Source organism: Dorea amylophila, from assembly GCF_025567265.1.
In the GTDB taxonomy this organism is placed as follows: Bacteria; Bacillota; Clostridia; order Lachnospirales; family Lachnospiraceae; genus Dorea_A; species Dorea_A amylophila.
Genome location: NZ_JAOQJW010000006.1, coordinates 109,170 through 133,114, shown reverse-complemented (window position 1 = coordinate 133,114; position 23,945 = coordinate 109,170). Strand labels below are relative to the sequence as shown.

Here is a 23,945-nt window from a genome sequence, read left to right as displayed (position 1 = left end):
TAAACATCATTTTGAAAGAACATCTCGAAAATTATCATGAACAATCTTAATAATGTCTGGTTCATTATAATACCGTGCAACTAACTCATATATTTTTATCAAATTATTAAATGTGTACTTTTTCCCATCAATCTTCGTGAACGGCCCATCACTTTCAATCAGTACTCTTGTTTTTGGTATCAAATACAATTTTTCTTTGCTTTTTTCATTTGTTACCATATTGGAATTGAGCGAAAAATAGCAGCCTATATCCAGTAATTGTTGCAATTGCTCTCTGCTCCCATTAAACCAATGAATAATACACCTACGAGGACGATATTCTTTTAAAATAGATATTGCTTCTTTTTCCGCTCTTCTAAGATGCACTGACATCAATTTATTCTTTTCTGCACACACTTTTGCAATTTTCTCAAAATATATACATTGTTTATTACACGAAATATAACTTTTTTTTGAGAAATCAAGTCCAACTTCTCCTACATAATTGGTTTCATTGATTAATTGTATAAAACTATAAAAATCTGTATCATTTAATGATGTCTCCTGTGGATGGAAACCAAGTGCAAATTTCAAGTATTTTGTTTCTGGATACATGCGTTTGCAAGACATATAGACCCCAGGTGAGTTCGTCATACACAATGTATATTGTTTTTTTTCATTAATTCCAGCATATATTTTCTGATGATCCTTGTAATGATCCAAATGGAAGTGTGTATCAATAAGATGTTGAATCATAACCCAAGATACTCCTTCATCCTCTGATCTCCAGAAAATAATTGTACCAAATCATCTATACTTTTCTTATATAAAACTAAAAATTTTCCAACTTCCTCTTCTGTTAATTCTCCGACACACCTAATATCTCTTTTTAATTCTTTATCTGAAGAATGTTTGCAACGATAAATACTTCCAAGTACTGCTCTTAAATCAGCACTTTTTTCACTTTCTTCATATGCCATAAGGAACTCATAAGCTTCTCCCTTATAGGAATATTTTTTTATCTCGTCTATATCCAAAAGTGAACTCTTACGAATCAAACAAGGATAACAATATCCACAATTTATAGGATATTCTTTTGAACCATTTTTATTGTACCGTGCTAAACAAGGATGTGAACATGAAATCGTATCTGCATAACAACTTTTAAATGCATTGGTATCTTTAACCTGCTGTACAATCTCTCTTTTAGTATTATAAGCAAAAAAATTTATAATAGTATTTTGTATTCCTACTTGCTTTAAAACGTCGTTAAATTGTCGCAAAAAGTACGGATGAGTGGTACGTGTACTACATGTTCCTTTTCTTCCTCCCGTCAACGGAATATTAAGTCCTATAAATCCATTTTCAGGAATATATACCGGAACATTTCTTCCTAAAATACCAGCTATACTAAGTGCTGCACATAAAAATAATAGTGATCTTCCTCGAGAGGTATTTTCGTTTCCCTTTAAACCGCCTTCTTTTTCGCTAATAGGAGCCCTGGAATTCGCCGTAAAACTAATAAATTTAACAGATTGTTCTGGATAAAAGTTCTGAAAAGTACTTGTAAATAACCTCTGTCTTTTGGCAAGTTTAGGATATTCATTATGTCCAACCAGGCAAGGAGAGCCCCCTTCTTCTAATAGTCTAATTGCACCACAAAAAGAATCCAAACCTCCCGAAAACAAACATACACAATCACAATCCTGAACATTCAAATGAATCCTATTTGCATGCTCTCTATAGCTATATATTACTTCACTTTTCCTAAATATAATATGCCAATGATCTCCCGTTAAAAATCCAAGTATTTTTTCCCATTGTAAGCTCGTATCCTTCCATTTATCATATTCCAATACCGGAATAGATACATTTATATCTCTAGTCCAACAATCTTTAAACCTTCTTCTGGATACTCTTTTGTCTAAAGCAAAAATACTCAAACCTATTATAAATAAATCCTCATATATTGCAGGAATCTGCATTTGATCCATCCGGTACCAGCTGTCTGTTATATTTGTAAATATCGTACTATATTTTTTTCGATTAATCGAAAAAACATATGCGTCTTTCCATTCGTCATCTGGCTTTTTCTCTTGTTCCTTATCAACCCAAAACCGCATTCCTAATCCTCCCCATAATACTTTTCAAACACAGATAACGCATCTCTCAATGCATCTTCTACTACTTGTGCTGTTCCCATATTAGAAAAATCAACTGTTCTCAAATTATCCAAGTTTAAATCACCATCAATGCTATTTTCTATATATTCATGCATGTCATTTAAAATTTCGGATGTTTGTGCCGGTGTTTTTCCTTTTGATATTTTTTCTTCATATCGAAAGTCAAAATTTTCTTTTATGTATTCCTTCAACATTTCTTTTAACAGTACATCAACTGAAACATTCCCTATATCTGCAATATCTTCAATTTCCAAATTATCCATAGCCTGTGACAATGCATCTGCTGCCATATTATCTTCTACCGATGCTCCAGAATTTGTAAATTCATGCAGTAATTCTGTCCAAACAACTTCTGACGGCTTTCCTACAAGGTCTTCCCTATTATATTCACGCAATGCATTGTCCAGTCCACCCGATGCAACTTTTTGTGCAAAACCTAAAGTTCTTGCAGCTGCTGATTGGAAACTACCACCTGTCGACATGTCTGTTTTCATTGCTGTAGCATATTTACTAGCAGCTTTTGCTTTCGAATCATAATCTCTATTATTTATAAATGACGTCACTGCTCTTTTCGCTTTTGACCAATGCAGTGTTGTTGGTGCTATATATCCTTTCGATGTACCCATATTAGCTTTTCCTCTGTTCTTTTATTTCTGTAATCTGCTCATCTGTTAACGTTCCTTTTTTTACCATTATTTCTAATACAGTATTCATACTTCCTGTATCACTATTATACATTGTTCTTAATGCAGCCATATCACCCGCTTTTATTGTGACTGTTGATTTTCCAATTGCCTCCACTATTTTTCCTTTATACGTATCAAAATTCAAAAATAAATCTCTTATAATAAAAAATTTCATTTCGCCTTTTTCGATCTTAGGTATAATAATCTTAAATGTATCTGCAACTTCTTCTGCATTTAATTCTTTCATATCTTTTATAATAGCCGCCATTTGGCCAGCTTTAGATCGTCCAATTCTTTCCAAAATTTCTTTCGTATTTTTACTGAATCCAGATTCATCAATGCTAGAACTTTTCAGATTTTCTCTTGTTAAATAAAAATATTTTTCTAAACGATATTTTTCCAAGTCAACAGGTTTACATTCTATCCACTTTTTCATTTGTGCCGTATTCCACGGATTTTGACTATCCATATTTCCTTCCTGGAATTCTGTACGAATTTGCTTGAATTTTTTATTTTCAGTATCAAATTCTTTACTCCATTCATTTAGCTGTATAAACAAGTCATTATCCAATTTTTGTAACACTAACAACTTCGCCAAAATAGAAATATCAATTTCATCACCATAATAAATTTTTGCCAACTGGCGTTTAGTAATAAATGTATTCAGAAAGCGTTTTGCCTGACGTGGATTCCCTTTCAGCGTAGAAGCAACAATTTCTCTTATTTCATCAATAATCTTTGCCGTTTCATTAAAAGCTGACTTATCCCCGTCCCTCCAACTCAGGTTTAATTCATCAATCAAATTATTAATTTCTTCTAATGTAATTACATCACCAGAAACTATCATTTTTTCTTCAAATATTTTAGCTATTAGGCGACTAAAACTTTCCTGTTCCAAATAACTTTGTGCAACCAGTAATAATAGATAATTTTGTATGTCCTTTGCAGATAACTCTGGAATATATATCGGCAATTGAATAATTTTTTCAATATATTCTTTGTCTAGTTCTACATCAAAACCATTCATCGGTGGATACTTTTCACGAATGGAATACTTTATAACATTTTCATCCGCAGCAATAATAAATGTTGTCCTATCAACAGCTAAAAACAACTTAATCACTTCCAATATTTCAATTATTCGTTCTGGGCGGCATCTGTCCAAATCATCTACCATTACAACTATATTTTCGATATTGTCATTTTTCAGCGCATCTGAAAACTCTTCTCTAAATTTTCTTATATTATTTATTGTACTTTCATCGGTCGAGTCATCTTCATCTTTCCAATATTCATCTTTCAACGATTGAATTGAATCTGCTGCATTTTTGACAGTATTCCCTATTTCTTCTGCACTTCCAGTTACGTTTAATAACATAGGTAATGGATTTCCTGTTGCTACACTTGCAACTACCGGTGCAAGTGTAGATACGGCTTTCGTTCCTAATTTAAACCAATTTACTCTTTTAATTAATTTTCCAAATTTCTTTTTTACCTCTGCAGGAACTTCTTCTTTTAGTTCCTGCAATAAGGCCTCCATAATTGCAGTTTTCGCATCATCATATGATTCAAACATCCATGCATTAATGGTCACACAAATAATACCTTCTTGATTTTCAAGTTTTTTATCTATTAACTTCAATAAAGTGGATTTTCCAGCACCCCATAGTCCAAACACTCCAATTGTCAATGGGTTATATTCTTTATTTTTAGCAATATCTGCAATTATTCTTGCATATGGTTCATAAAATAGAATATCAATATCTGACGCATTATCTAGCCACATAAAAACCCTCCCTTGTTTTGACACAATTTTATAACATCATATTTTCTTCACTATTTTCCATATTTAACTGGTTCTTCCGCTACCATTTGCACTTGCTCATCTCTCTCAATTTTCCGGTAATCCACAGTCTTTTTAGAACGCATTTCCCTGTAAATCACTCCCGCCAGTGCACTCATTACAGCATCATACTTACTTTTGTCCTCAAATAGAGAACCATAGCTGTCCTGCGCTTCCATATAACTTTCCATTGCTGCATTTCCAAAAGCAGAAGGAAAAATGCTTTCCGTAAAAATTCTTGGATCTGAAGTACGTGCAGAACTTGCCAGTCTATCATCAGCAATCAGCTTATCGTGTAACGCACCAAGCATCACCCGATCTCCATCCGTGAACTGCCCTTTATACTTCTCGTTAATCTTATCCAAGATTTCATCCAATGTGCTTTTCTGTCGGATCCCCTGTGCCCCCTGCTTTTTAGATGGAACATACTGCCCGTCAACTTTTTCCAGTTTTATTGCACCCTCAAAAGTCTTCTGCAATTTATAGTATTCCAATTTCAGCTTTCCATCTAAATCAATCGGTTCTTCCTTTTCTTCTGGCAAGAGTCCAATTAAATAGCTAAGGAAGAGATATTCCTTATGCATATCAGCGTCAAACATACGAACTACTTGTGTTATATAACTATACCATCGTAATAATTTTCTTACCTGTCTTCTGAATTGATACCGTTCTTCTGGGTTTTTCAAATTATATCTGTCCGCTACCGGTTTTAATACACTTGTCATTTTTCCCATTGCAGTTGCATCCTGCTTACCAGGATGATTCCATATATCAATAAATGCCTTGATATCATTCTCATTATAAATTGCATAATCCAAAAGTTCTTTTTCTGTCTGATAAATCAAATCTACATTTACTTCCTGCTCAAGGCTTGTCTCCTGATAAAATGGCTGAAATGCTTCCAGAATATCCTCTTTTTTGTTTGCAAAATCCAACACAAATGTGTCCACCTTTCCAGGGCATGTTCGATTCAAACGCGATAATGTCTGCACTGCTTTCACATTTTTCAATTTTTTGTCAACAATCATTGTATGTAACAATGGTTCATCAAAACCAGTCTGATATTTTTCCGCTACTACCAGAACATTAAAATTATCGTGGAATTCTTCCTTTGTCTGACTTTCTGATATATGGCTTCCATCTTTCCTTACGTTCAGCCCGGCTTCTGTATACTCTTCATCTCCATCCTGCACCGTTCCGGAAAATGCAGCCAAAATATCCATATCTACATAATGTTGTTCTCTTATATATCTTTTGATTTCATGGAAATATCGAACTGCTGCCAATCTCGAATCTGTGACAACCATCATTTTTCCTTTTCCACCGATTTTTTGTTTCGTAGTCTCTCTGAATGTTTCTACGATAATCTGTGATTTCTGGCTGATATTATATGGATGTAATTTTTCATATTTCTTTATAATTTTTGTTGCTCTGCTTTCTGGAAGCTCTGGATTTTCCGGCGTGTCTTTTGCAATTTTGAAACAGGTACTGTAAGTCATATAATTCTGCAAAACATCCAGTATGAACCCTTCTTCTATCGCCTGTCTCATGCTATAAATATGAAATGGATGGAAACTTCCATCTGTCCATTGACTTCCAAACATCTCCAATGTTGCTGGTTTCGGAGTTGCAGTAAATGCAAAAAAGGATAAATTTGGATGTTTCCCATGTGTCAGCATCTCCTGCACAAGTTTATCATTTCTGTCTATTTCATCTTCTGCTTTTCCTTCTATTTCTGCATATTCTCGCAATGCTGCTTCTGTATCAGCCAACGCCGCTTTCAGTTTCATTGCAGAACTTCCCGTCTGTGAAGAATGAGCTTCATCTACAATAATCGCAAAGTTTCTTCCGGCAACCTTATCTACTTCCTGATAAATCACCGGGAATTTCTGTAATGTTGTTACAATAATTCTTGCACCGTTATTGATGGCGTCTCTTAAATCTTTTGAGTTCTTTTTATCATCAATTGTCTCTACCGACCCTATCGTGTGATCAAACCCTGAAATGGTTTCCTGTAACTGTTCATCTAACACGGTTCGGTCTGTAACTACAACCACACTGCTGAAAACAGATTCATCATTCGAATCATGTAAGGAAGCCAGTCTATACGCTGTCCAGGCAATAGAATTGGATTTTCCAGAACCTGCACTATGTTGAATCAGATAATTACGACCTGCACCTTCTTTTTTCACATCTGCAATTAATTTACGTACAACATCCAATTGATGATATCTTGGGAAAATCAATCTTTTCTTCTTCGTGACCTGCTCTGATCCGTCAGGCATTTGTTTCTTTTCTTCCTTTACCTGCAGATGAATAAACTTTTGGATAATATCCATCATACTATCTTTCTGGAATACATACTCCCAGAAATATGATGTCGGATATCCGTCTGGATTCGCAGGATTTCCCTTACCGCCATCATTTCCTGCACCGTTCGATCCCTGATTGAACGGAAGAAAATATGTATTTTTTCCTTCCAACCGTGTTGTCATCCAAACTTCCAACTGATCAATACAAAAATATCCTAAGATTCTCTTATTGAACTGAAAACATATTTCTCTTGGGTCACGATCATACATCCACTGACGCTTAGCATTATCAACGTTTTGTCCTGTATACTGATTCTTTAATTCAAGGGCAAATACCGGAATCCCATTTACCGACAGAACCATATCAACAGAATTATGTATATCACTGGAATAAAACCATTGTCTGTTGCAAGTAATCTCATTCTTTTCGTACAGTGCCTCCGCTGTTTGATTCAGGCCTGATTCTGGTTTAAAATAACATACTTTGAACGGAATACCTCTATGTTTAAATCCGTGCCGCAGTACAGAAATGAGCCCATCCATATCACATGCATTGTTGAAAGCAAGGCAGAATTTTCGTTCTGGATCCACTTTATTCTGCAATAAAAAGCGTTTCCACTCTTTCGGCTGTGTTCTTTGTACAAATCTCAATAGAGTATCTTTATAAACGCCAAGCTGTGGATCATACATATCGTTATTATGTGTGTATCCACCTGCCGGTGATAGAAAAAATTCTTCAATATCTGCTTCGAAACGTTTCTCTGTTGTAACATCTATACTCAAAACTCTGGCACCTCCTTTTTTCCTGTGACATACTCATAAATCAAGGATTTTTTGTAATTTTCAAGTTCAACTAAAAACTGTTCTTTTTTCTGGATAATCTTATCCATTTCAAAAATTTTCCTGTTAAGATAAGAAGCAATTTCTATCTGTTCATCCCATGGCGGAATAGGGAATAATATAGAGAAAAACTGTTCAGGATATAGTCTCAATCTAGATGCTGTAATACCTGTTGAATAGGACGCATAAGTTGCAATCAACGGTGGAATTCTCAGAAGATACTCTAAATAATCCGATACATATTCATTATTCCGTTGGCGATAAGTATTGTATGAAGGACTTATCACTCCTTCATACTTTGAAACGCCAATTGCACCTTGCCACATCCACATTGTATTTGCTGCAAGATCCCCTTTGTGACAGATTTTGTAACCTACTAAAGATTCAGACATGAACATATTTACGTTTTTCTCACTCCTCGGTGTAATGCCTGTAATATGAGAAACCGTCAGCAGTTCTTCTGCTCCGGTATTTGAAATCTCCTTTGTCTCTATAAAAATGTTCTTTCCCCTCTCTACACGCCAGTCATCCGGGATATGTGTGAGCCAACTAATGCCACTATCTTTCATGAGCCGCTCTTGGCGAACACCTTTTGTAACAGCTTGGGTAATAACTGCCTGCTTCAACTTCTTATATTCTTCAATGCTATTGCGAGTCTTTTCAAGGACAGCATCAATATGAGCACATTTTTCATCAAGAAACGAAACTATACGTTCCTGCTCTTCAGCAGACGGCCATGCTATAACCTGTTTATTCCACAACGACGCTGACCATGTTGCAAGACTTACTGAATCCACTACTACTGACGCTATACTACATTGTAATCCGTATTGTACAAATCGCTTATTTACACTTGCATTCATAGTCACCCTTATAATATGGTCTGTATAGCAAGCATTTGGATACGGTATATAAATATAGGGTGTACCATTTCTAGCTAATAATAAATCATTTTCACTTGTATATTTCCATTCTGGGAAATCCTCATAGTTTGTCCTAATAGGATTTATTCCAGCGGTATAGAATAATCTGTCAGTTGGTTCATTAGACCAAAAATTTTTATCAATTCCTTCTCCTGTATTCATACCACCATGCAAATACTTAAATTTAATAGTATTCCACGGCATAGGAATACTTCCTATCCAATCAATACCTGACTCTTTCATCTTTCTACTCATATCATTTCTCCCCAAACAAAGCATCCAAACTGCTCTGAATATCCAACTCCAATTCATGTAAGCGTACCGCAATTTCTTCTACTGGTTCCGGTGCCTGATATTCATAAAAGTACCTTGTCATTGGAATCTCGTATCCTTTTTTCGTTTTCTTTTCATCTATCCATGCTTCTGGTGCATATGGTAATACTTCTCTCTTGAAATATTCCTCAATCTCTTCTGTCAGCGGTACCTTTTCCGTATCACGCAGGGACACATCTGCCACTGGTTTTCCCTTCTTTAATATGATTTCGCCATTTTCATCTTTCTGTGGCTGTTCTACTACAATCTTCTGATATCCAAATTCCTCTGTATCAAAAATCTTACTCTGACAGTAAATACCATCTTTCTCGCCATATATAGTTCCATTTTCAAATGCACCATATGCCTTTACAATCAGATCACGGCATTTATCAGTAATGTCATTTCTTTTTGTTCCGATACTTTTTCTTCTTGCTTCAAAACAATGCGAAGCATCAATCAACTGTACTTTTCCAGCTCTGTGTATTGGTTTGTCTTTAGAACAAATCCAAATATACGTGCTGATACCAGTATTCATAAACATATCTGTACCTAACTGCACAATCGCATCCAACCAGTCATTTTCCAGAATATATCTTCTAATCTCTGACGGTCCACTTCCTGCATCTCCTGAAAATAATGGTGATCCATTCTGAATAATAGCCATTTTCCCATTTGGAGCTAGCTTAGAAAGTCCGTTCAATACAAACAACTGCTGTCCATCTGATATCTTCGGAAGTCCGGGTGCAAATCTTCCCAATTCACCTTTTTTCGCTTCTGCTTCTACTGCTGCTTTTTCTCTTTTCCAGTCAATTCCGAATGGTGGATTTGAAATAATATACTGAAACTGATATCCGCTAAACTGATCTTCAGATAGGGTATCTCCAAATCTCATATTATTTGGATCACCCCCACGAATCATCATATCCGCTTTTGCAATCGCAAATGTAGAGGGATTAAACTCCTGACCAAAGCAGGTAACTCCAATCTCCGTGTTTAGTTCCTGAATTCTTTCTTCCATGCAGCTAAGCATCTGAGATGTTCCCATCGCCATATCATACACTGTTACATTTCCACCCTTACTCAGATCTGCATCTGATAAAAGTAAATCCGTCATTAAATAGATAATATCTCTACTGGTAAAATGTGCCCCGGCCTCTTCACCAAAAGATTCGGAGAATCGTTTTACTAAATCTTCAAAAATATATCCACAGTCTACTGCACTGATTTTATCTGGTCCCAGATATCCTTTTTGTGAATTAAATTCTTTTATGACAAGATACAAGGTATTACTTTCTACCATTCTGCGGATAATGTTATCAAAATCAAACTTTGCCAGCACATCCTGAACATTTGCAGAAAATCCATTCAGATAATCTCGAAAATTTGCTTCGATATTTTCCGGATCAGCTAATAAAGATTCAAATGTATATTTGCTGATGTTATAAAATTGATAACCGGAAGCCTTCGTCAGAAATCCATCAATTACAGCAAAATTCTTCACCTTTTCATACTGTTCCAATACTGCTTTGTGTGTCGGTAATAAACAATCATGAAATCTTTTTACTACTGTCATTGGCAAAATTACCAATCCATATTCATGCGGTTTAAATGGACCACGGAGCATATCTGCTACATTCCAGATCATTGTCGCTTTCTCTGCTATATTAGTTCCAACTACATCAAATTTATTATTTTCATCCATTTATTTTTCCTCCGTATAAATATGTTCTAATTCTGCTGTTGCCTTTTCTAATTTGTATTTCAATTCTTTTATTTCATTTATCTTGGCGTAATATTTATCTGCAATTATCTTCTGACTTTTTAAGTCAGGCAATGGAATTGTTATTTTTTTCAATCCTTCAACCGGCAGATTTAATAAAGTAGCCCCTACTGCTACTCTAGATAAGGCTGCTTTTCCATTTTCACTTTCCAAATATGCTTTCAAAAAGTAAGGATTTATCTTATCTTCATCTAACTCAATAACATAAAGATTACCATTTGCTAAAATCTTATTTCCTTCTTTTACGGATGCAATTGCCATTTTTACCGGAGATACATTTTTAGAAATTACGAGACTTCCATTTTTAATACAATATTTCTCGTATTTAGGATTCATTTCTTTCAAATAAGGAAGATCATCACTAATAATACCATCCTTTATATTTGCCAGCATCAAATACTGCATGTTCGTTGGTTCATCAGATACAATTTCATCTAAAATCGTTGCTTTAATCTGTGCTCCTCTTGTTATGTTCTTTATCACAGATTCAAATGCTACACCGTTTTTTATGGGCATCTCTTTTTGAAGATATCTTGACGGATTAAGAGTGTATTCATTTTTTGCCACCTCTTCACCCAAAACTAGCTTTGAGTTATCGTCATCTGTATTCAACAATTCAATAATTTTAGAAATATTTTCATCACTAAGAACATTCTGTCTTCGTCCAACTGAGACCATCTCCGTTGCATCTATCATTCTTATATTTTTATTATTTCTGCTTAATACCAGTAATGAACAGGCAATTCCAGTATTCGAATACAAATTGGATGGAAGTGCTATCACCGCCTCGACAAATCCTTTTTTTACAAATTTTTCGCGGATTACTGTATTGATTCCTCCGTTCCAAGTCACTCCATTACTCACCGAAACAACCGCTTTTCCATGTTTGTCGAGATGATTCATGACATTTATAATAAATACCCAGTCTCCCGCAGTTGCTTTCTGTACTTCCGGTATAATATTATATATCGCTTCTAATTCCTCGTTGTTTCCAATGCTCTCTTTCACCCTTATCCCCCAAGGATAATCACAGAATATTTTATCAAACATCAAATTGTCATCTATGTCCAGAACTGATTTTTGCTCAATTTTCACCCGATCAGAAATTAATTCCGTTCTAATTTCTGCTACTTCTTTGACCTCGGTTACAAGCTCTACGCCATAAAACTGTGATTCTGGGTTTCTTTCTATAGCATTCACTAGAAATGTTCCAATTCCACTACAGAAATCTGCTGTTTTATCATTTGAAATTTGAAGTATCTCATTTGCCAACTTTACAACACTCTGTGGGGTTTCGCATTCTCCCATAAATTTATTTCCTTGCAATGGCCACCACAATACTACTGCTAAAAGTGTTTCTTCTGAATATGCTTCTCCGATTTCTATTGCCACATTCCATAAATTTTCAATATTTCCTTTTATGAAACTGACTCTCTCCGGTGAAAAAGTCAGTTCCATATATTTTACTAACTGATATACATCGTTTATCTTATTTTTTAAAGATAAATACGCTACATACGCTAAGCAAAATCCTCCATACATGGATGTAGATGTATTTCCTAGTCCAAGTTCTCTCATCCTGTTTGAAATATTCCAACTAATTTCTTCAACTTTCGAGCCTTCTTTTTCTTTTAACTCTTTAACTGAAATATTCAACCCTGTTTCCTCCTTTGGTTATTCACAATCAATTTCCTTGTGTTCACTATAGCATTTGTTTATTTGATTGTCAATAATCAAATTTGATTTTTAATAACCATGACGCGTTTTAATATAATTCATTAGTGTCATGGTAATAAATTCTTATTTCCATGGTAACAATATTTATAATTCCTAAGAGTAATATAAGATTTATTGGAATATACTTTCTCACCACATCACCTGTTACAGCAATCGATGTCACGCTGATAAGCAGAATCCATATAGAATATTTATCCCATGCTTTTCGATACTGCTCTATCTTCCTCAACACAAATATCTCACCACTTATTCCTAGTCCAAGAAAAATAAGAATAGCCATAATTCTCAAAAACCACGACCATCCTGCTGAAAAATACTCTCGCTCACCTAAAATATTTAATTCTGATGGATGGATTAACCACTCTATATATCTATACCAAAACCTCAATGGAACAGTTATGCAAGCAAATAGATCTTTTTGAAATACTGTATTTTTTATTACTGTCAACAAAACCAAGATTATATAAGCTATCATCCAGAATGTTTCCTTTTCTTTCGCTTCATTTTTCAACTTTTTTATTTCACAATCTGTTTTTTTCTTCACAGTCTTTACTTCTTCTTGTGCCTTATTAAACTGGTATTCTATTGTTCTAGCCTTTTTCTTTGCTTCTTTCTGTTTCTTCTGTGCTTCATCTACTGCCTCAACAGATGATTTATTCACCTGTATCTGCAATTTAGAGTTCTGGTCCCGAACGTCTTTTATTTCTTCTTCGAGCTGCTCTTGTTCGCTCCTGCTCTTCAAGCCGTTTCTGTTCCTCAAATCGTCGTTGCTCTGCTGAAGCGATCGATTCAACTTCTGCGTTTCGGACAGTTCGGTTGTCAAACGATGAATTTCGTCGTTTAATTTCCGAATTTCGTCTTGCATTTCGTGATTCTCGAAGAATAAATTCTGTTTTTCCATTTTCAGCTTGTGTGTCCTTTCCTGAAATTTCTGGATAAACTCGTTCATCTTCTGATTTCTCACCTGTAACTCGTCTCTCTCTTCCGTCACTAGCTCCAGTGAAGCCGCCTGCTCCTTCGCAAGCCGCTTCCACTTGTCGGTAGTATCCGGCAAGCTCTTCATCTGCTCCGTTTGTTCGTTCTGCTTCGGCTCGTACCCTTTCGTAATTTCCATTAAATTCATTCTCTAGTCCCTCCTTGCTGATATCAAGATGAAATGTTTTTGACAGATTGCTGTCTCGCACTTTCTTTCCATCCTGATTCTGAAATGTGATGTGCTTCCGTTTATCTGTCCAGTTTACGTTCCATCCAAACTGTTTCATTTTTTCTATAAACTTTTCTTTGCTGATACAATTTTCCAGTGCCTTTAATACCGCCATTGCACAGTCCGCTACAAAACTTTCCTTTACCTGTTGACGGAACAAGTTATATTTATCTTTGCTCCATGCAATGACTTCCCCTTTTTCAATCTGGCTTCCATCAAAGTGCTTTCCTTTCTCGGCAACTGTCAGTCCACGTTCCCGGCACATCTGGTTGGTAAGCTGTTTCATACGTTCCAGATCTTTTCTGGTATTATGCAGTTTTCTTCCATCTTCATAACTCACTGAATTAGTAACCAGATGGCAGTGGATATGATCTTTATCCTTATGCACAGCCACTAAGGTCTGGAATCCGCTGAACCAATTTTCTGCAAACTCTTTTCCAAATTCTAATGCCTGCTCCGGAGTAATCTGCTCGTCCTTATGCCAGGAAATAATGTTGTGAGCGTACATTCTCCCAGAATCTTTATCCCACATCTTCTTTTCTTCTAAAAAGGTTCTATACACCAGATCATAGTTAATCTCATCATGGCAGTACGGACCTGTTACATAAGTAAGCAGTTCACTTGTCTTGTCCTGTCGCAAAACATATTCGATGCAGTTTCTCATTGCTCCATGTGAATTTGTCCGCTTATTAATCGTCTTATTAATAGCCATATCTTTTCACTCTCCTTCCGGTACTTAAGAATATTTTTATTGAGGAAATACAGTGTACTGTCATTTGGAACTTCTCCATCTGTATGCAGCTTTCTTGCAATCTGATTGATATTTGTAGTAGCTCCACGAAGCTGACTGAGAATATCTGCAAACATCTGGTTCAATCTTTTCAGTTCTTCCACTTCCTCTGTAGAAGCTATCTTCAAATCTGCGATTGCTTTTATTACAACTTCCTGCTGTGTTCTTCCGGATTCTTTCACTTTGTTTTGAAGCAGATTATATTCCTCGTTATTCCTCCGTATGGTTACTGTATGATTTCGTTTTCTCATAGGCTTTTGTCTCCTTTCTTGCTTCATTTTCATTCTTTATCAACAGACACAGCGTTTCGGCTAAAATTTACAGGGATTCCATAAGGGGCAACGCCCCTTTGGTGGGTGCAGGGTGAAACCCTAGTCAATCAGTAAGTGTTCCGTAGGAATGTCCGGTGGAGATTTCGCAGGGATACTTACGCCATTGACGTGCCGGGGTTCCAAGGGGCAGAGCCCTCTGGCAAGTTTAGGAACAGCCCAAAGGCTGGCTCCGGTGCAGAGTGGCTTGCCACTTTGCGAAACTTGCCTGTCATCTCCCCACCACTGAACCGACACCCACCAAGCCATATTTTCCACCCTACGTTATCAGATCAAAATGGAGATGACGGTGGTTTTGTGGTGCAGGGACAGCCTGTTTCAGAAAGAGAAAAGCTCCCATTTCGATAGATTTTCTCTTTCTGAAACAGGCTGTTCATGCATCACTCCGATGCGAAGTATCGGACAATCATGTGCCGTATCCGGCACTCTATATTTCTTCTTTGCCTTGCTTATACAACGTTTTCCATCTGCAAATGCCTCTCTGCCATATTTCGCTGTTATTTCTGCTTTTCTTTTTCTGAATCACTTTCCATTTCTGCTGAAAAGCATAAAAATAGCAGTCATGAACATTTCACTGATTTTTACCAATAGAAATGCCATCACTGCCATTACCTTTTTCTGCTATTCTGTTTCCGTAAAGCTTTCCTTACTGTCAGTCTATTTTTCTATTACTGCTATTTTATTTTGTCGCAAATTTCAAACAGGTCATGCAATAAATTCTCCAGTTTCATAAGTCTGCGATGCTGATACCAGATCAATCCGGGAAGTCCCACTGCAAGGAAGAACGAAGCACATAAAATCTTTATTGCCTGTCCTCTGCTGCTTATCCCTCCATATCCAAATCCACATACCAGATTCACGAATAAAACATAGAAATATCCACAAAATAAAACAAATTCAAAAATCCACACCAGCACCTTTTTCACTTTCTCTTTCACTCTGTACTTCTCCCTCCTGCATTTTTAAATTCAGTGTAGCGAATTTCTCGCTATATTTCAATAGTGAATATCTCGCTAAGTTATTATTATGCTAGAGGTGAAACGCATGTATCAGAGAATACGGGATCTGCGTGAAGATCGTGACCTTACGCAGAAGAATATGGGTGAAATTCTGAATTGCAGTCAGCGTATTTACAGTAATTATGAATGTGGTGATGTCGATATCCCTACTCACATTCTGATTAAACTGGCTGAATTTCATAACACCAGCGTTGACTATCTGCTAAACCTGACAGATGATAAACGTCCTTACCCAAGAAAAAAGAATAGCTCCACTTAAGGCAGTCCGATTTATTTTATGCAAACCGGACTGCTTTTCCTTTTTACAGACAGCTAAAAACTATCCGCAAAATCCAGTGCTGCATCCATATCAGCTTCTTTCTCCCAGTCCAGATTATCTTCTGCGATCTCTCCATCCGTTTTCTCCATTGTTAGTGTTCTGTCCGGCAGATTAATTTCTCCTACCGATTCTTTTACAAACGGTACAAGTATTTCCATCAGATTCTTCGCTATAGCCATCGGGACGGATTCTTTCACTCCATCCCGGATAGCTGTTTCCACCCTTTCCAGAAACACATCTTCCTTTTCTCTGGTTTCCAGATACGGATCTGCTTCATTCCTGTACTCTCTGGAAAAATAATCGTTTAAAGCAACTACAACTGCTCTGGTGTACGATTTATATTTTTCCCTGTCCATCGTCTGCAAATATTCCCATGCCTGCCTGTCCTGTTCATCACAAAGATTCAAACGGATATTTGTGTTGATGATTTTCCGTTCTTTTCTCATACAAGCATCCCTCCGTTTCTCTGGATTTTCCTTACGGTCATTGCTTCATAGCCTTTCGCTGTGGCACAGATGTCCCGTACAATTGTCACTCGGCTCTTCTCATATTCTCCAAAATTCTGGATCATACAACCGCCACCGCCGACCACATACAGACGCATCAGTTCTGGATTATATTCCCGATCTCTCAGCTTATGGAAGATTTCTTTTGTATAATCTCCGGCAGCTTTGCGAATGACTGCCAGATATTTCTCTCCAATATCTGCTGTCCCGATACGGATGACCTGCTCAATCACCAGATCGTCTACCACTGTTCCAAGTTCTTTCAGCAAAGATTCCCTGACTGCAAGCACACACTGGTGTGTTCCATATTTCTCTGTAAAGCATTTCTTCTCTAATGGACGGGAATTGTTGATATACATGATGTTCATAGTTCCGTTTCCAATATCCACAAGCATATTGATTCCTTTGAAATCCTGTAAGCGGTAAAAGGCTGCTGCAAATCCCTGTGGGTAAATATCAGCTCCTGCAAACTCCACATGATATTCTTTATTACGGAATGTGAAATCTACACATTCATTCTGGAGAAGATATTTCTGGAAATCTTCTTTCTGTGTAGCTACCCAGGTAAGGGGAAGTCCGGCTGCGATATGTACCGTTGCCCGGTTCATACCTTTCCCATCCAGTTCCCTTGCAATAGCTGCCAGTGTCAGCACATAATAGTCCTCATCCTGCGTTTTCTCTGCACAGAACTCCTTGTGTTCCTCTCCGATCTGGTAATACATGCCATTGTAAACAAGAAGATTGTTCTGAAAGATTGGCTCCTTGTCATATCTGGCTACACCGGATGGAAAACATCTGGTGGCAGTTTTCATGTTTCCATAACCATGATCAATCCCGATCACCATAACTGTTTCATTATTGTTGTTTTTCATCATTCTCATAATCATACCTCATACTTTCTTAATGTTTATTTTTGACTTTTTCCCAAATTCGGGAAAAACCTATATTTGTATCAGCTAAAATGTTGATACATAAAAAGGGCAGTCAGTGTAAAAAAAGCAAAATTTTATGTACTCTGGCAGCTATCTTTGTTATTTCTCCTGCTCCGGTAACATTTCTTTTTGCTTATTTTGCCCTAAATGCCCTTAATTCCCTGATTCATATTTAACTGTAACTGTTTATAATCTGTATCTGTTTCTTCAAAAGGTATTCTTTCTTCTGGATCTACAGGACAAAAATCTTCTTCCTTAACTGCAATATCCTGATAATAAAACTCACCATTGTACTGTTTCAGAAGGAAACCTTTATCTGTCATATTCCTGAAAAAGTTGGATTTACCATGCCCCTGTCGGCCATTCTCTTTGCAGTATTCCTCATACATATGGAACACTTCACTTCGTTTCAGACGTTTTCCTTTGGCACGCACCAATGACTCATCAATAAAAGCACAGATACTATCTGACATCCGTTGCACTTCTCTTACACATTCTTTGCTGTGTTCGCTCTCCGTGAACTTTCCCTGTTCGTACAGATTTTTCAATGCAATCGTCGCCATATGAATTGCATAATCGGATTCTGCCTGTACCTTTTCCTTTAAGTGCAGATCTTTTTCACCACTTTTTACTACCCGGTTCATATCAAGAATCAGTAGTCTGCGATAAAAAGCATCCGACTTATCCTCAAGATTCTGCGGCATTTCATTGGTAGAAAAGAGTAACTTTGCATAAGAGTGAAAATGGATTGCATCCTGTCCCTTTTTCTCATAGATCAGTGTATCTTCACCGACTGCTTTCTTTAATACATCTGTGTTCTCCATTGCTTTGCAGGGAATATCCGCACAGGCATTTAGTAGCTTTCCGTACATTCCTGTGGCATAGAATCGTTTGTTCAAATCCTGTAGAGAAATGCTGGACATATTGGTGATTCCAACCACATACTGGATCAGTGATACTGCCACAGACTTTCCGGTTCCACCATTTCCTTTCAGTGTAAGGAATTTCTGAAACTGCGTATCCTGTGTCATGCAGTATCCAAAATACTCCCAGAATGTCTGCTGTTCTTCTTTATTTGGAAGAGACGATGCAAGATACTTTTTGATATTTTCTCCACCTTGTAACACCTGCTCACAATCCTCTGGATAATAGGGAAATGGAATCTGATTGATTGTCAGATAATCCGGATTGTGTTCCAGCATTTCACCCGTAACCGGATCATAATATCCATTTTTGAAGTTGATCCACCGCACAGGTTGTTTATTTAGTTCATATGCCTCTCGGTGAACTTTTGGCTGTGCGATCAGCAGATTATAGATTCTTTTGATCACTCCACTCTGTATCTGGTCACGATAGATCAGCTTCTGGATACGGTATTTCATTCTTACCCCATCATGGTCTTCCAGGAAAACACCATGCTCATAATAATACGATGTGATTCCCACCACAAAAAACTGAACATTCTCCACCAGGTAATCTACAATCTCCATATCCCGGACACCTTTCACATTTCCTTTTGCATCAAATAAGTGAAAACGGCTCAGTTCCGGTTCTTCTTTCAGATCTCGCTCAAACCGAAGAATATACTTTTCTAGTAATTTCTCAACTTCTTTCTGATTATCCAGTTTGCCAAGGTACTCCTTCTCTTTGAACAACTGCCAGCCCGCTTTTCCATCAAGACCAGCGTTTTTGAAAAATGTCAGTAACTTATCATTTACCCACTTCACCGTACAGGAAGCCACATAATGATAGGCACACTGACAGCTGCCAGTAAACTGAATAGCTCTCATTTCCTCTATAAAAGAATCTGCACTGAAATAATACCCGTCATCTTCCTGCACCAGACAAAGTGCCTGATAACCTGACATTACAATATTTAACGCTATATCCTGATTGTCCACCAAAAAGATATAGGTCTGTGCTGTCCCTTCTGGATTGGTGTCCATATAATGCTTCAAAAACTTCTTGTTCAAACTTATCACTTCCTTTCAGGCAAAGAAAAAGACGCAAGCCATATTTTATGACTCACGCCTTACTTCACTCACAATATTCTATTTTTATCAGTTACCTGCCAGATTGATTACTGGCTATCCTTATACATAAATCAATTCTTTCAGGATAATCTCTTCTGCAATCGCTCTGTGCTGATTGGCAGCTCTTACCCATGCCATCTGATCTTTCTCCTTATCCGGCAGTGGTTCTTTTTCTTCCAACTGTTTCAAAATCACTTCTTCCCGTTCCCTGGCTGCCTTGTCCACTTCTAGAAGATGCTCTCCAATGGTATCCTGTAAAAGCATCACCTGATACGTTGAATTTCGATGGTCCTTCAGATAATCTCTGCGTAAAAATCCATATTTGCCAAGCTGCTCCATCTGCTCACCAGATTTATAGGTGAGATTGGGAATCAGGTATCCATTTACATTTGTATAAGTCAGTTTCATATCCCTATGACCTCTCTTTCGTTTAAACTGTTGTCTGTAACAGAACCAACTGTTCATGTTACGTCATTGCTACAAATCTTTCTTTCCATATCATTTTGAATCCAACCCGGGCAGATTTTCTTCAAAATCATGGTGAAAGTGCTTCGTTTCTGTGTTGGGAAAATGAACGGAAACACTTGATTTTACTGACTTTCTTCAATGTAACCTTATTATAACGTCCTCCCCATACCCCACTTCCTCATTCGGATACTCGTCAAATCCCGGTACTTTTTTCGCTCCACGTCTCAGATACGCCTTCACCTTTTCCCCATATAGATATGGATCGTTTCCTCTCACAATCCCCCATTCCATCAAAAGCGCTGCACTTCCTGTCACAAATGGCGTGGCAAAGGATGTTCCTGTAAATGCCGCATATCCTCCGCCCACTGTTGTTGTCATAACTTCCACTCCCGGTGCCACAAGATCCGGTTTCACCATATTTGTAAGTCTGGTAAATCCTCTTCCCGAAAAATCCGCATATGCAAATGTCCTTGCGTCATATGCTCCTACGGATATTGCACGGCTGGCAGAAGATGGAATTGTGAGCGTCGTAGCATCTGTTGGAAACAAGAATCCTGTTCCACGGTTCAATACATTGTCGCTTGGAAGCCACATTTCATATTGTCCTGTCACGATCTTCCCAGCACTTAGAACAATTCTCCATATTCCTTCTGTCAGATAACTTTCTACCGGAAGCAGATCTATATAGATTTCCTGGGAAATGCTGTAAGGACTTGGTTCCCCATAATAAAGCAGTATTTCTGTCTGACCAATTCGGAAGCGATGTGGTCCCAATATCTCCGGTACCGGTCCGACCCGCACTCCCGATGGATTGATGATCGAAATCTCTATTTGATCTGTATATTCTTTCCATATCTGGATACTGATCGATGACTGTCTGCTCTGAATTGCAAGCTGGATTGTCTCTTCTCCTTCTGAAATAATTCTACCGGAAGTATGCCCGGCACTTGCCGCTTCATTTCCGGTTCCGATGCAAAATACACTCTTCCATATATTTGACACATCATCGATATAGCGCTCCAGAAGTGTCGTCCCGTCATGTCCGCCGTATGTATTTCCAAAACTGATATTCACAGCTACAGGCATCCGAAGCTCCAGTGCCTTTCTTATTATATAATCGATCCCCATCATTAGCTCTGTCGTTCTTGGGAATCCTTCCTGTATGGGATTACCAAGTTTTACAACGATCAATTCACTCTGCATGGCAACTCCGGCATAACGTCCTCCACTGTTTCTTCCATTTCCTGCTGCTACTCCCGCCACTGCCGTACCGTGTCCGGAAATGTCCTGGCTTCTCACAAGCCTTCTCTGTTCTGATACAGTTTGTGCATTTAATGCTTCATCTATTTGTCCTTTCGTATACTCCACACCGATGCTGTATCCAACCGGTGCTGTTTCCCCATCTGCCGGATTCAGAGACTGATCCCACAGATACCGAATCCTCGTGCTTCCGTCCGCATTTCGAAAATCTATATTCGCATAATCGATTCCCGAATCTATGATTGCAACCAATATTCCCTGTCCATACAGAGAAAGGCGTGTATCCTGTACCGCATTGATACAAGACACACGCCTTCCTTCTGCTGCCTGAAAGAACAGCCGTTTTGGTTTTTCTACATATTCAACTTCCGGAATTCCTGATAAGATGTCGATTCTGGATTCTGTAATTCGGATGACTGCATATTCATTTTGAAGTTCTGTTACTTTGGATGCTATCTTCCTGACTCGGTCCAAATTTACGGAATATTTGATGATCAGATCCCATTCCCGGTCAAGCGGATCATATCCAACATTTAAATTCAAGGATTTTTCCCGCTCATCTTCCGCGGAATTCAGTGCAAGATTTAAAAGATTTTCTAGTTTCTGACTGGTCATACATTAACTCCAGATGCTTTTGTTATTAATATATGTGCTTTGTAAGCCATAGGGGACACTGAAAAAGCCACTTTTTCACGTCCCCTATGGCGTCATCACTTCTCCCAGCACTCGACCCACTGCCCCGGCAAAATCATTAATATTCTGAATCTGCACCAGTTCTCGGTCGAATATCTCTCTTGCTGCCTCTCTGGATTTTGCACTTCCCATGAAGATTCCTATGACCTGGATTCCTTTTTGCTTTAACCTCTGAACTTCCCTTGCTGTATCCTCTATTGCCGGCTGGTCAGTATATTCCTTGTTCGTATAAAAAGCTCCCTCACCGATATTCTGGTCGTCCATAGGGTTTGCATCCGTCAGTACAAGTAAAATTCTTTTTGCTTTCTTACTTGCTTCCATCAAATATCCTGCTGCACGCAGAGCCAGTCCGTCCCGGTTGTTTCCTGCCGCAACATATCCGAATAATTCATTTCCAACCTGTTCTTCTTCATAATCTTTAAAGATCCGCATCACCGTAAAGCCCCGGATACTGCAATAGGAATATATCTGTGCCGGTATTCCACACTCTTCCAAACTTTCTGCCAGGACATATGCCTGTGCCGCAATCTGTTCCTGCATCTGCTTTCTGGAAGACGATGCATCGATCAGCATATCGACTGAAAATCCCGGAATCTCCACTTCTTCTTTCCGTTCGAATACTCTTGGATTATCCAGATAAACTGCTTTCCATACTTTTCTCGGATTGATCTTCCCGTGCGTTGCCATTTCTGGAAATGTCTCGTCCTGTGTCTCCAGACAGATGCGTAATTTCTCTGTAAGTTTTCTTATACTGTTTCTGTATATTGCACGATTCTTCTCATAATACTGTTTATTTCTCTCATATTGCTGGGCAGATTCTTTTTGAAATTCAAGGATTTCCTGTCGTTCTCGTTTTCTTTCTATTTCCGAAAGTTCTTTTAATTTTGTTTTGCTCTTCTGCTTTTCTTTCCATCCTGATCTTCCTCTTGTAAAGAGTACATGACAATTCTTATGTTTATCCACACATATCTCCCGCTCTATTCTTTCCTGCTCAGTCTGCGGGTACATATTCTTGCCAAAGCAGGCTTCTACATATATTCTTGCCTCCCCCGGATCATTTTTTAATGAGAACTGCACCAGATAATGCTTTGAACGCTCTATAACTCCTGTTTTTTCCTCACTGCCAGCGTCTTTATCTTCATAATGCTTCGCCCGTACATATGTGGCACTCACTTTTCCAACAGAATGGAATGCTCCGGCAACTTTCTGAAGAAAGTAAACACCTTTTCTTTTCGCAGCTTTTGACGGACGATAAGAAAAATATTTCCACAGATTCTCTCGTGTCTGTTCCAGAATCTCATCCGTTGTCATCTCTTCCGTATAGGAAAATGCATGCAGAAGTTCTTCCTCTTCTGTAGTTAGTTCGGATGGCTGTCCCAAAATTTCTCTGCAATGTGCATTCCGGATTTGTTCTATCCTTGCATATTCTTTATAATTCCTGTAACGGTTCAGATTATCCAGCGCATACTCCCTTCGCAGTTCTTCCATTACTGATCTTATTTTTCTTTCTTTTTGGTACAATGCATTCTCAAGTCCGATCCAAAGAAGACCTTCATACAGTTCCCGGTCTTTTCCTCCCAGCTGATTAAAAAAATCATCTATTTTCTCCTGATCGTACCATTTGTAAGTCAGACCGATAATCAGATTCAGATACATATCTGCCGTTCCGTTCGATGCAAATGCAAGGAAAAGTGGTTCAAGTTCATAATTTTCTGCCGCCGCCCATATAAAATTGCGTGCTCTTTTTGCTTCTCTTAATTCTTGTTCTTCTATTTCCGCCATGCTATAACACAC

Annotated in this window: 19 protein-coding genes; 1 reads left to right on the top strand and 18 read right to left on the bottom strand. The window is 37.8% G+C overall.

The window, feature by feature from the left end; all coding sequences use genetic code 11:
* Positions 1–6 precede the first annotated feature (6 nt).
* From OCV72_RS05300 to OCV72_RS05245, 12 genes are all read right to left on the bottom strand, one after another.
* Positions 7–735: a TatD family hydrolase gene (locus OCV72_RS05300; protein WP_055282404.1), complete on the bottom strand. Its 729-nt coding sequence runs from the start codon at positions 733–735 to the stop codon at positions 7–9.
* Positions 732–2,102, bottom strand: a complete 1,371-nt coding sequence (gene qatC, locus OCV72_RS05295) for a Qat anti-phage system QueC-like protein QatC (protein ID WP_055282402.1) — start codon at positions 2,100–2,102, stop codon at positions 732–734. The genes OCV72_RS05300 and qatC overlap by 4 nt, the downstream gene beginning before the upstream one ends.
* 2 nt (positions 2,103–2,104) lie before the next feature.
* On the bottom strand, positions 2,105–2,788 hold the full coding sequence (locus tag OCV72_RS05290; RefSeq protein ID WP_055282399.1) for a hypothetical protein: 684 nt from the start codon (positions 2,786–2,788) through the stop codon (positions 2,105–2,107).
* Between the two features lies 1 nt (position 2,789).
* The gene (locus OCV72_RS05285; RefSeq protein ID WP_055282397.1) at positions 2,790–4,634 is read right to left on the bottom strand and encodes a KAP family P-loop NTPase fold protein; all 1,845 of its coding nucleotides are present in this window, start codon (positions 4,632–4,634) and stop codon (positions 2,790–2,792) included.
* Between the two features lie 50 nt (positions 4,635–4,684).
* Positions 4,685–7,786 (bottom strand): type I restriction endonuclease subunit R, encoded by a 3,102-nt coding sequence (locus OCV72_RS05280; protein WP_070098885.1) that lies wholly within the window; start codon positions 7,784–7,786, stop codon positions 4,685–4,687.
* Positions 7,783–9,021 (bottom strand): restriction endonuclease subunit S, encoded by a 1,239-nt coding sequence (locus OCV72_RS05275; protein WP_055282396.1) that lies wholly within the window; start codon positions 9,019–9,021, stop codon positions 7,783–7,785. Before OCV72_RS05275 ends, OCV72_RS05280 begins: the two co-directional genes overlap by 4 nt.
* 1 nt (position 9,022) lies before the next feature.
* The gene (locus OCV72_RS05270; RefSeq protein WP_055282394.1) at positions 9,023–10,783 is read right to left on the bottom strand and encodes a type I restriction-modification system subunit M; all 1,761 of its coding nucleotides are present in this window, start codon (positions 10,781–10,783) and stop codon (positions 9,023–9,025) included.
* Positions 10,784–12,517 carry an N-6 DNA methylase gene (locus tag OCV72_RS05265; RefSeq protein WP_055282391.1) on the bottom strand — a complete coding sequence of 578 codons (1,734 nt, stop codon included), beginning with the start codon at positions 12,515–12,517 and terminating at the stop codon, positions 10,784–10,786.
* A 109-nt stretch (positions 12,518–12,626) separates the two neighbouring features.
* Positions 12,627–13,259 (bottom strand): DUF6040 family protein, encoded by a 633-nt coding sequence (locus tag OCV72_RS05260; RefSeq protein ID WP_155515207.1) that lies wholly within the window; start codon positions 13,257–13,259, stop codon positions 12,627–12,629.
* A 13-nt stretch (positions 13,260–13,272) separates the two neighbouring features.
* Positions 13,273–14,514 carry a relaxase/mobilization nuclease domain-containing protein gene (locus OCV72_RS05255; RefSeq protein ID WP_242859217.1) on the bottom strand — a complete coding sequence of 414 codons (1,242 nt, stop codon included), beginning with the start codon at positions 14,512–14,514 and terminating at the stop codon, positions 13,273–13,275.
* Complete coding sequence (locus OCV72_RS05250; RefSeq protein ID WP_055282385.1) at positions 14,463–14,843, bottom strand: plasmid mobilization protein; 381 nt, start codon at positions 14,841–14,843, stop codon at positions 14,463–14,465. Before OCV72_RS05250 ends, OCV72_RS05255 begins: the two co-directional genes overlap by 52 nt.
* A gap of 752 nt (positions 14,844–15,595) precedes the next feature.
* A complete protein-coding gene (locus OCV72_RS05245; protein WP_055158244.1) occupies positions 15,596–15,859 on the bottom strand; it encodes a hypothetical protein in 264 nt (87 codons plus the stop codon).
* Positions 15,860–15,965: 106 nt separating this feature from the next.
* Between OCV72_RS05245 and OCV72_RS05240 the strand changes: the two genes are divergently transcribed.
* Positions 15,966–16,199: a helix-turn-helix domain-containing protein gene (locus tag OCV72_RS05240; protein ID WP_015540886.1), complete on the top strand. Its 234-nt coding sequence runs from the start codon at positions 15,966–15,968 to the stop codon at positions 16,197–16,199.
* Positions 16,200–16,252: 53 nt separating this feature from the next.
* Here OCV72_RS05240 and OCV72_RS05235 read toward each other — a convergent pair whose 3' ends face one another.
* The 6 genes from OCV72_RS05235 to OCV72_RS05210 form a co-directional block, all read right to left on the bottom strand.
* On the bottom strand, positions 16,253–16,705 hold the full coding sequence (locus tag OCV72_RS05235) for a hypothetical protein (protein ID WP_055282381.1): 453 nt from the start codon (positions 16,703–16,705) through the stop codon (positions 16,253–16,255).
* On the bottom strand, positions 16,702–17,646 hold the full coding sequence (locus tag OCV72_RS05230) for a ParM/StbA family protein (protein ID WP_055282379.1): 945 nt from the start codon (positions 17,644–17,646) through the stop codon (positions 16,702–16,704). Before OCV72_RS05230 ends, OCV72_RS05235 begins: the two co-directional genes overlap by 4 nt.
* Before the next feature lie 194 nt (positions 17,647–17,840).
* A complete protein-coding gene (locus tag OCV72_RS05225) occupies positions 17,841–19,679 on the bottom strand; it encodes a DNA primase family protein (RefSeq protein ID WP_242859216.1) in 1,839 nt (612 codons plus the stop codon).
* Between the two features lie 111 nt (positions 19,680–19,790).
* Positions 19,791–20,138 (bottom strand): TnpV protein, encoded by a 348-nt coding sequence (locus tag OCV72_RS05220; RefSeq protein ID WP_070098884.1) that lies wholly within the window; start codon positions 20,136–20,138, stop codon positions 19,791–19,793.
* A gap of 195 nt (positions 20,139–20,333) precedes the next feature.
* The gene (locus OCV72_RS05215) at positions 20,334–22,073 is read right to left on the bottom strand and encodes a S8 family peptidase (RefSeq protein WP_055282376.1); all 1,740 of its coding nucleotides are present in this window, start codon (positions 22,071–22,073) and stop codon (positions 20,334–20,336) included.
* Between the two features lie 84 nt (positions 22,074–22,157).
* Entirely contained in the window at positions 22,158–23,933 is a 1,776-nt protein-coding gene (locus OCV72_RS05210) for a vWA domain-containing protein (protein WP_172677207.1), read from the bottom strand.
* Positions 23,934–23,945 lie beyond the last annotated feature (12 nt).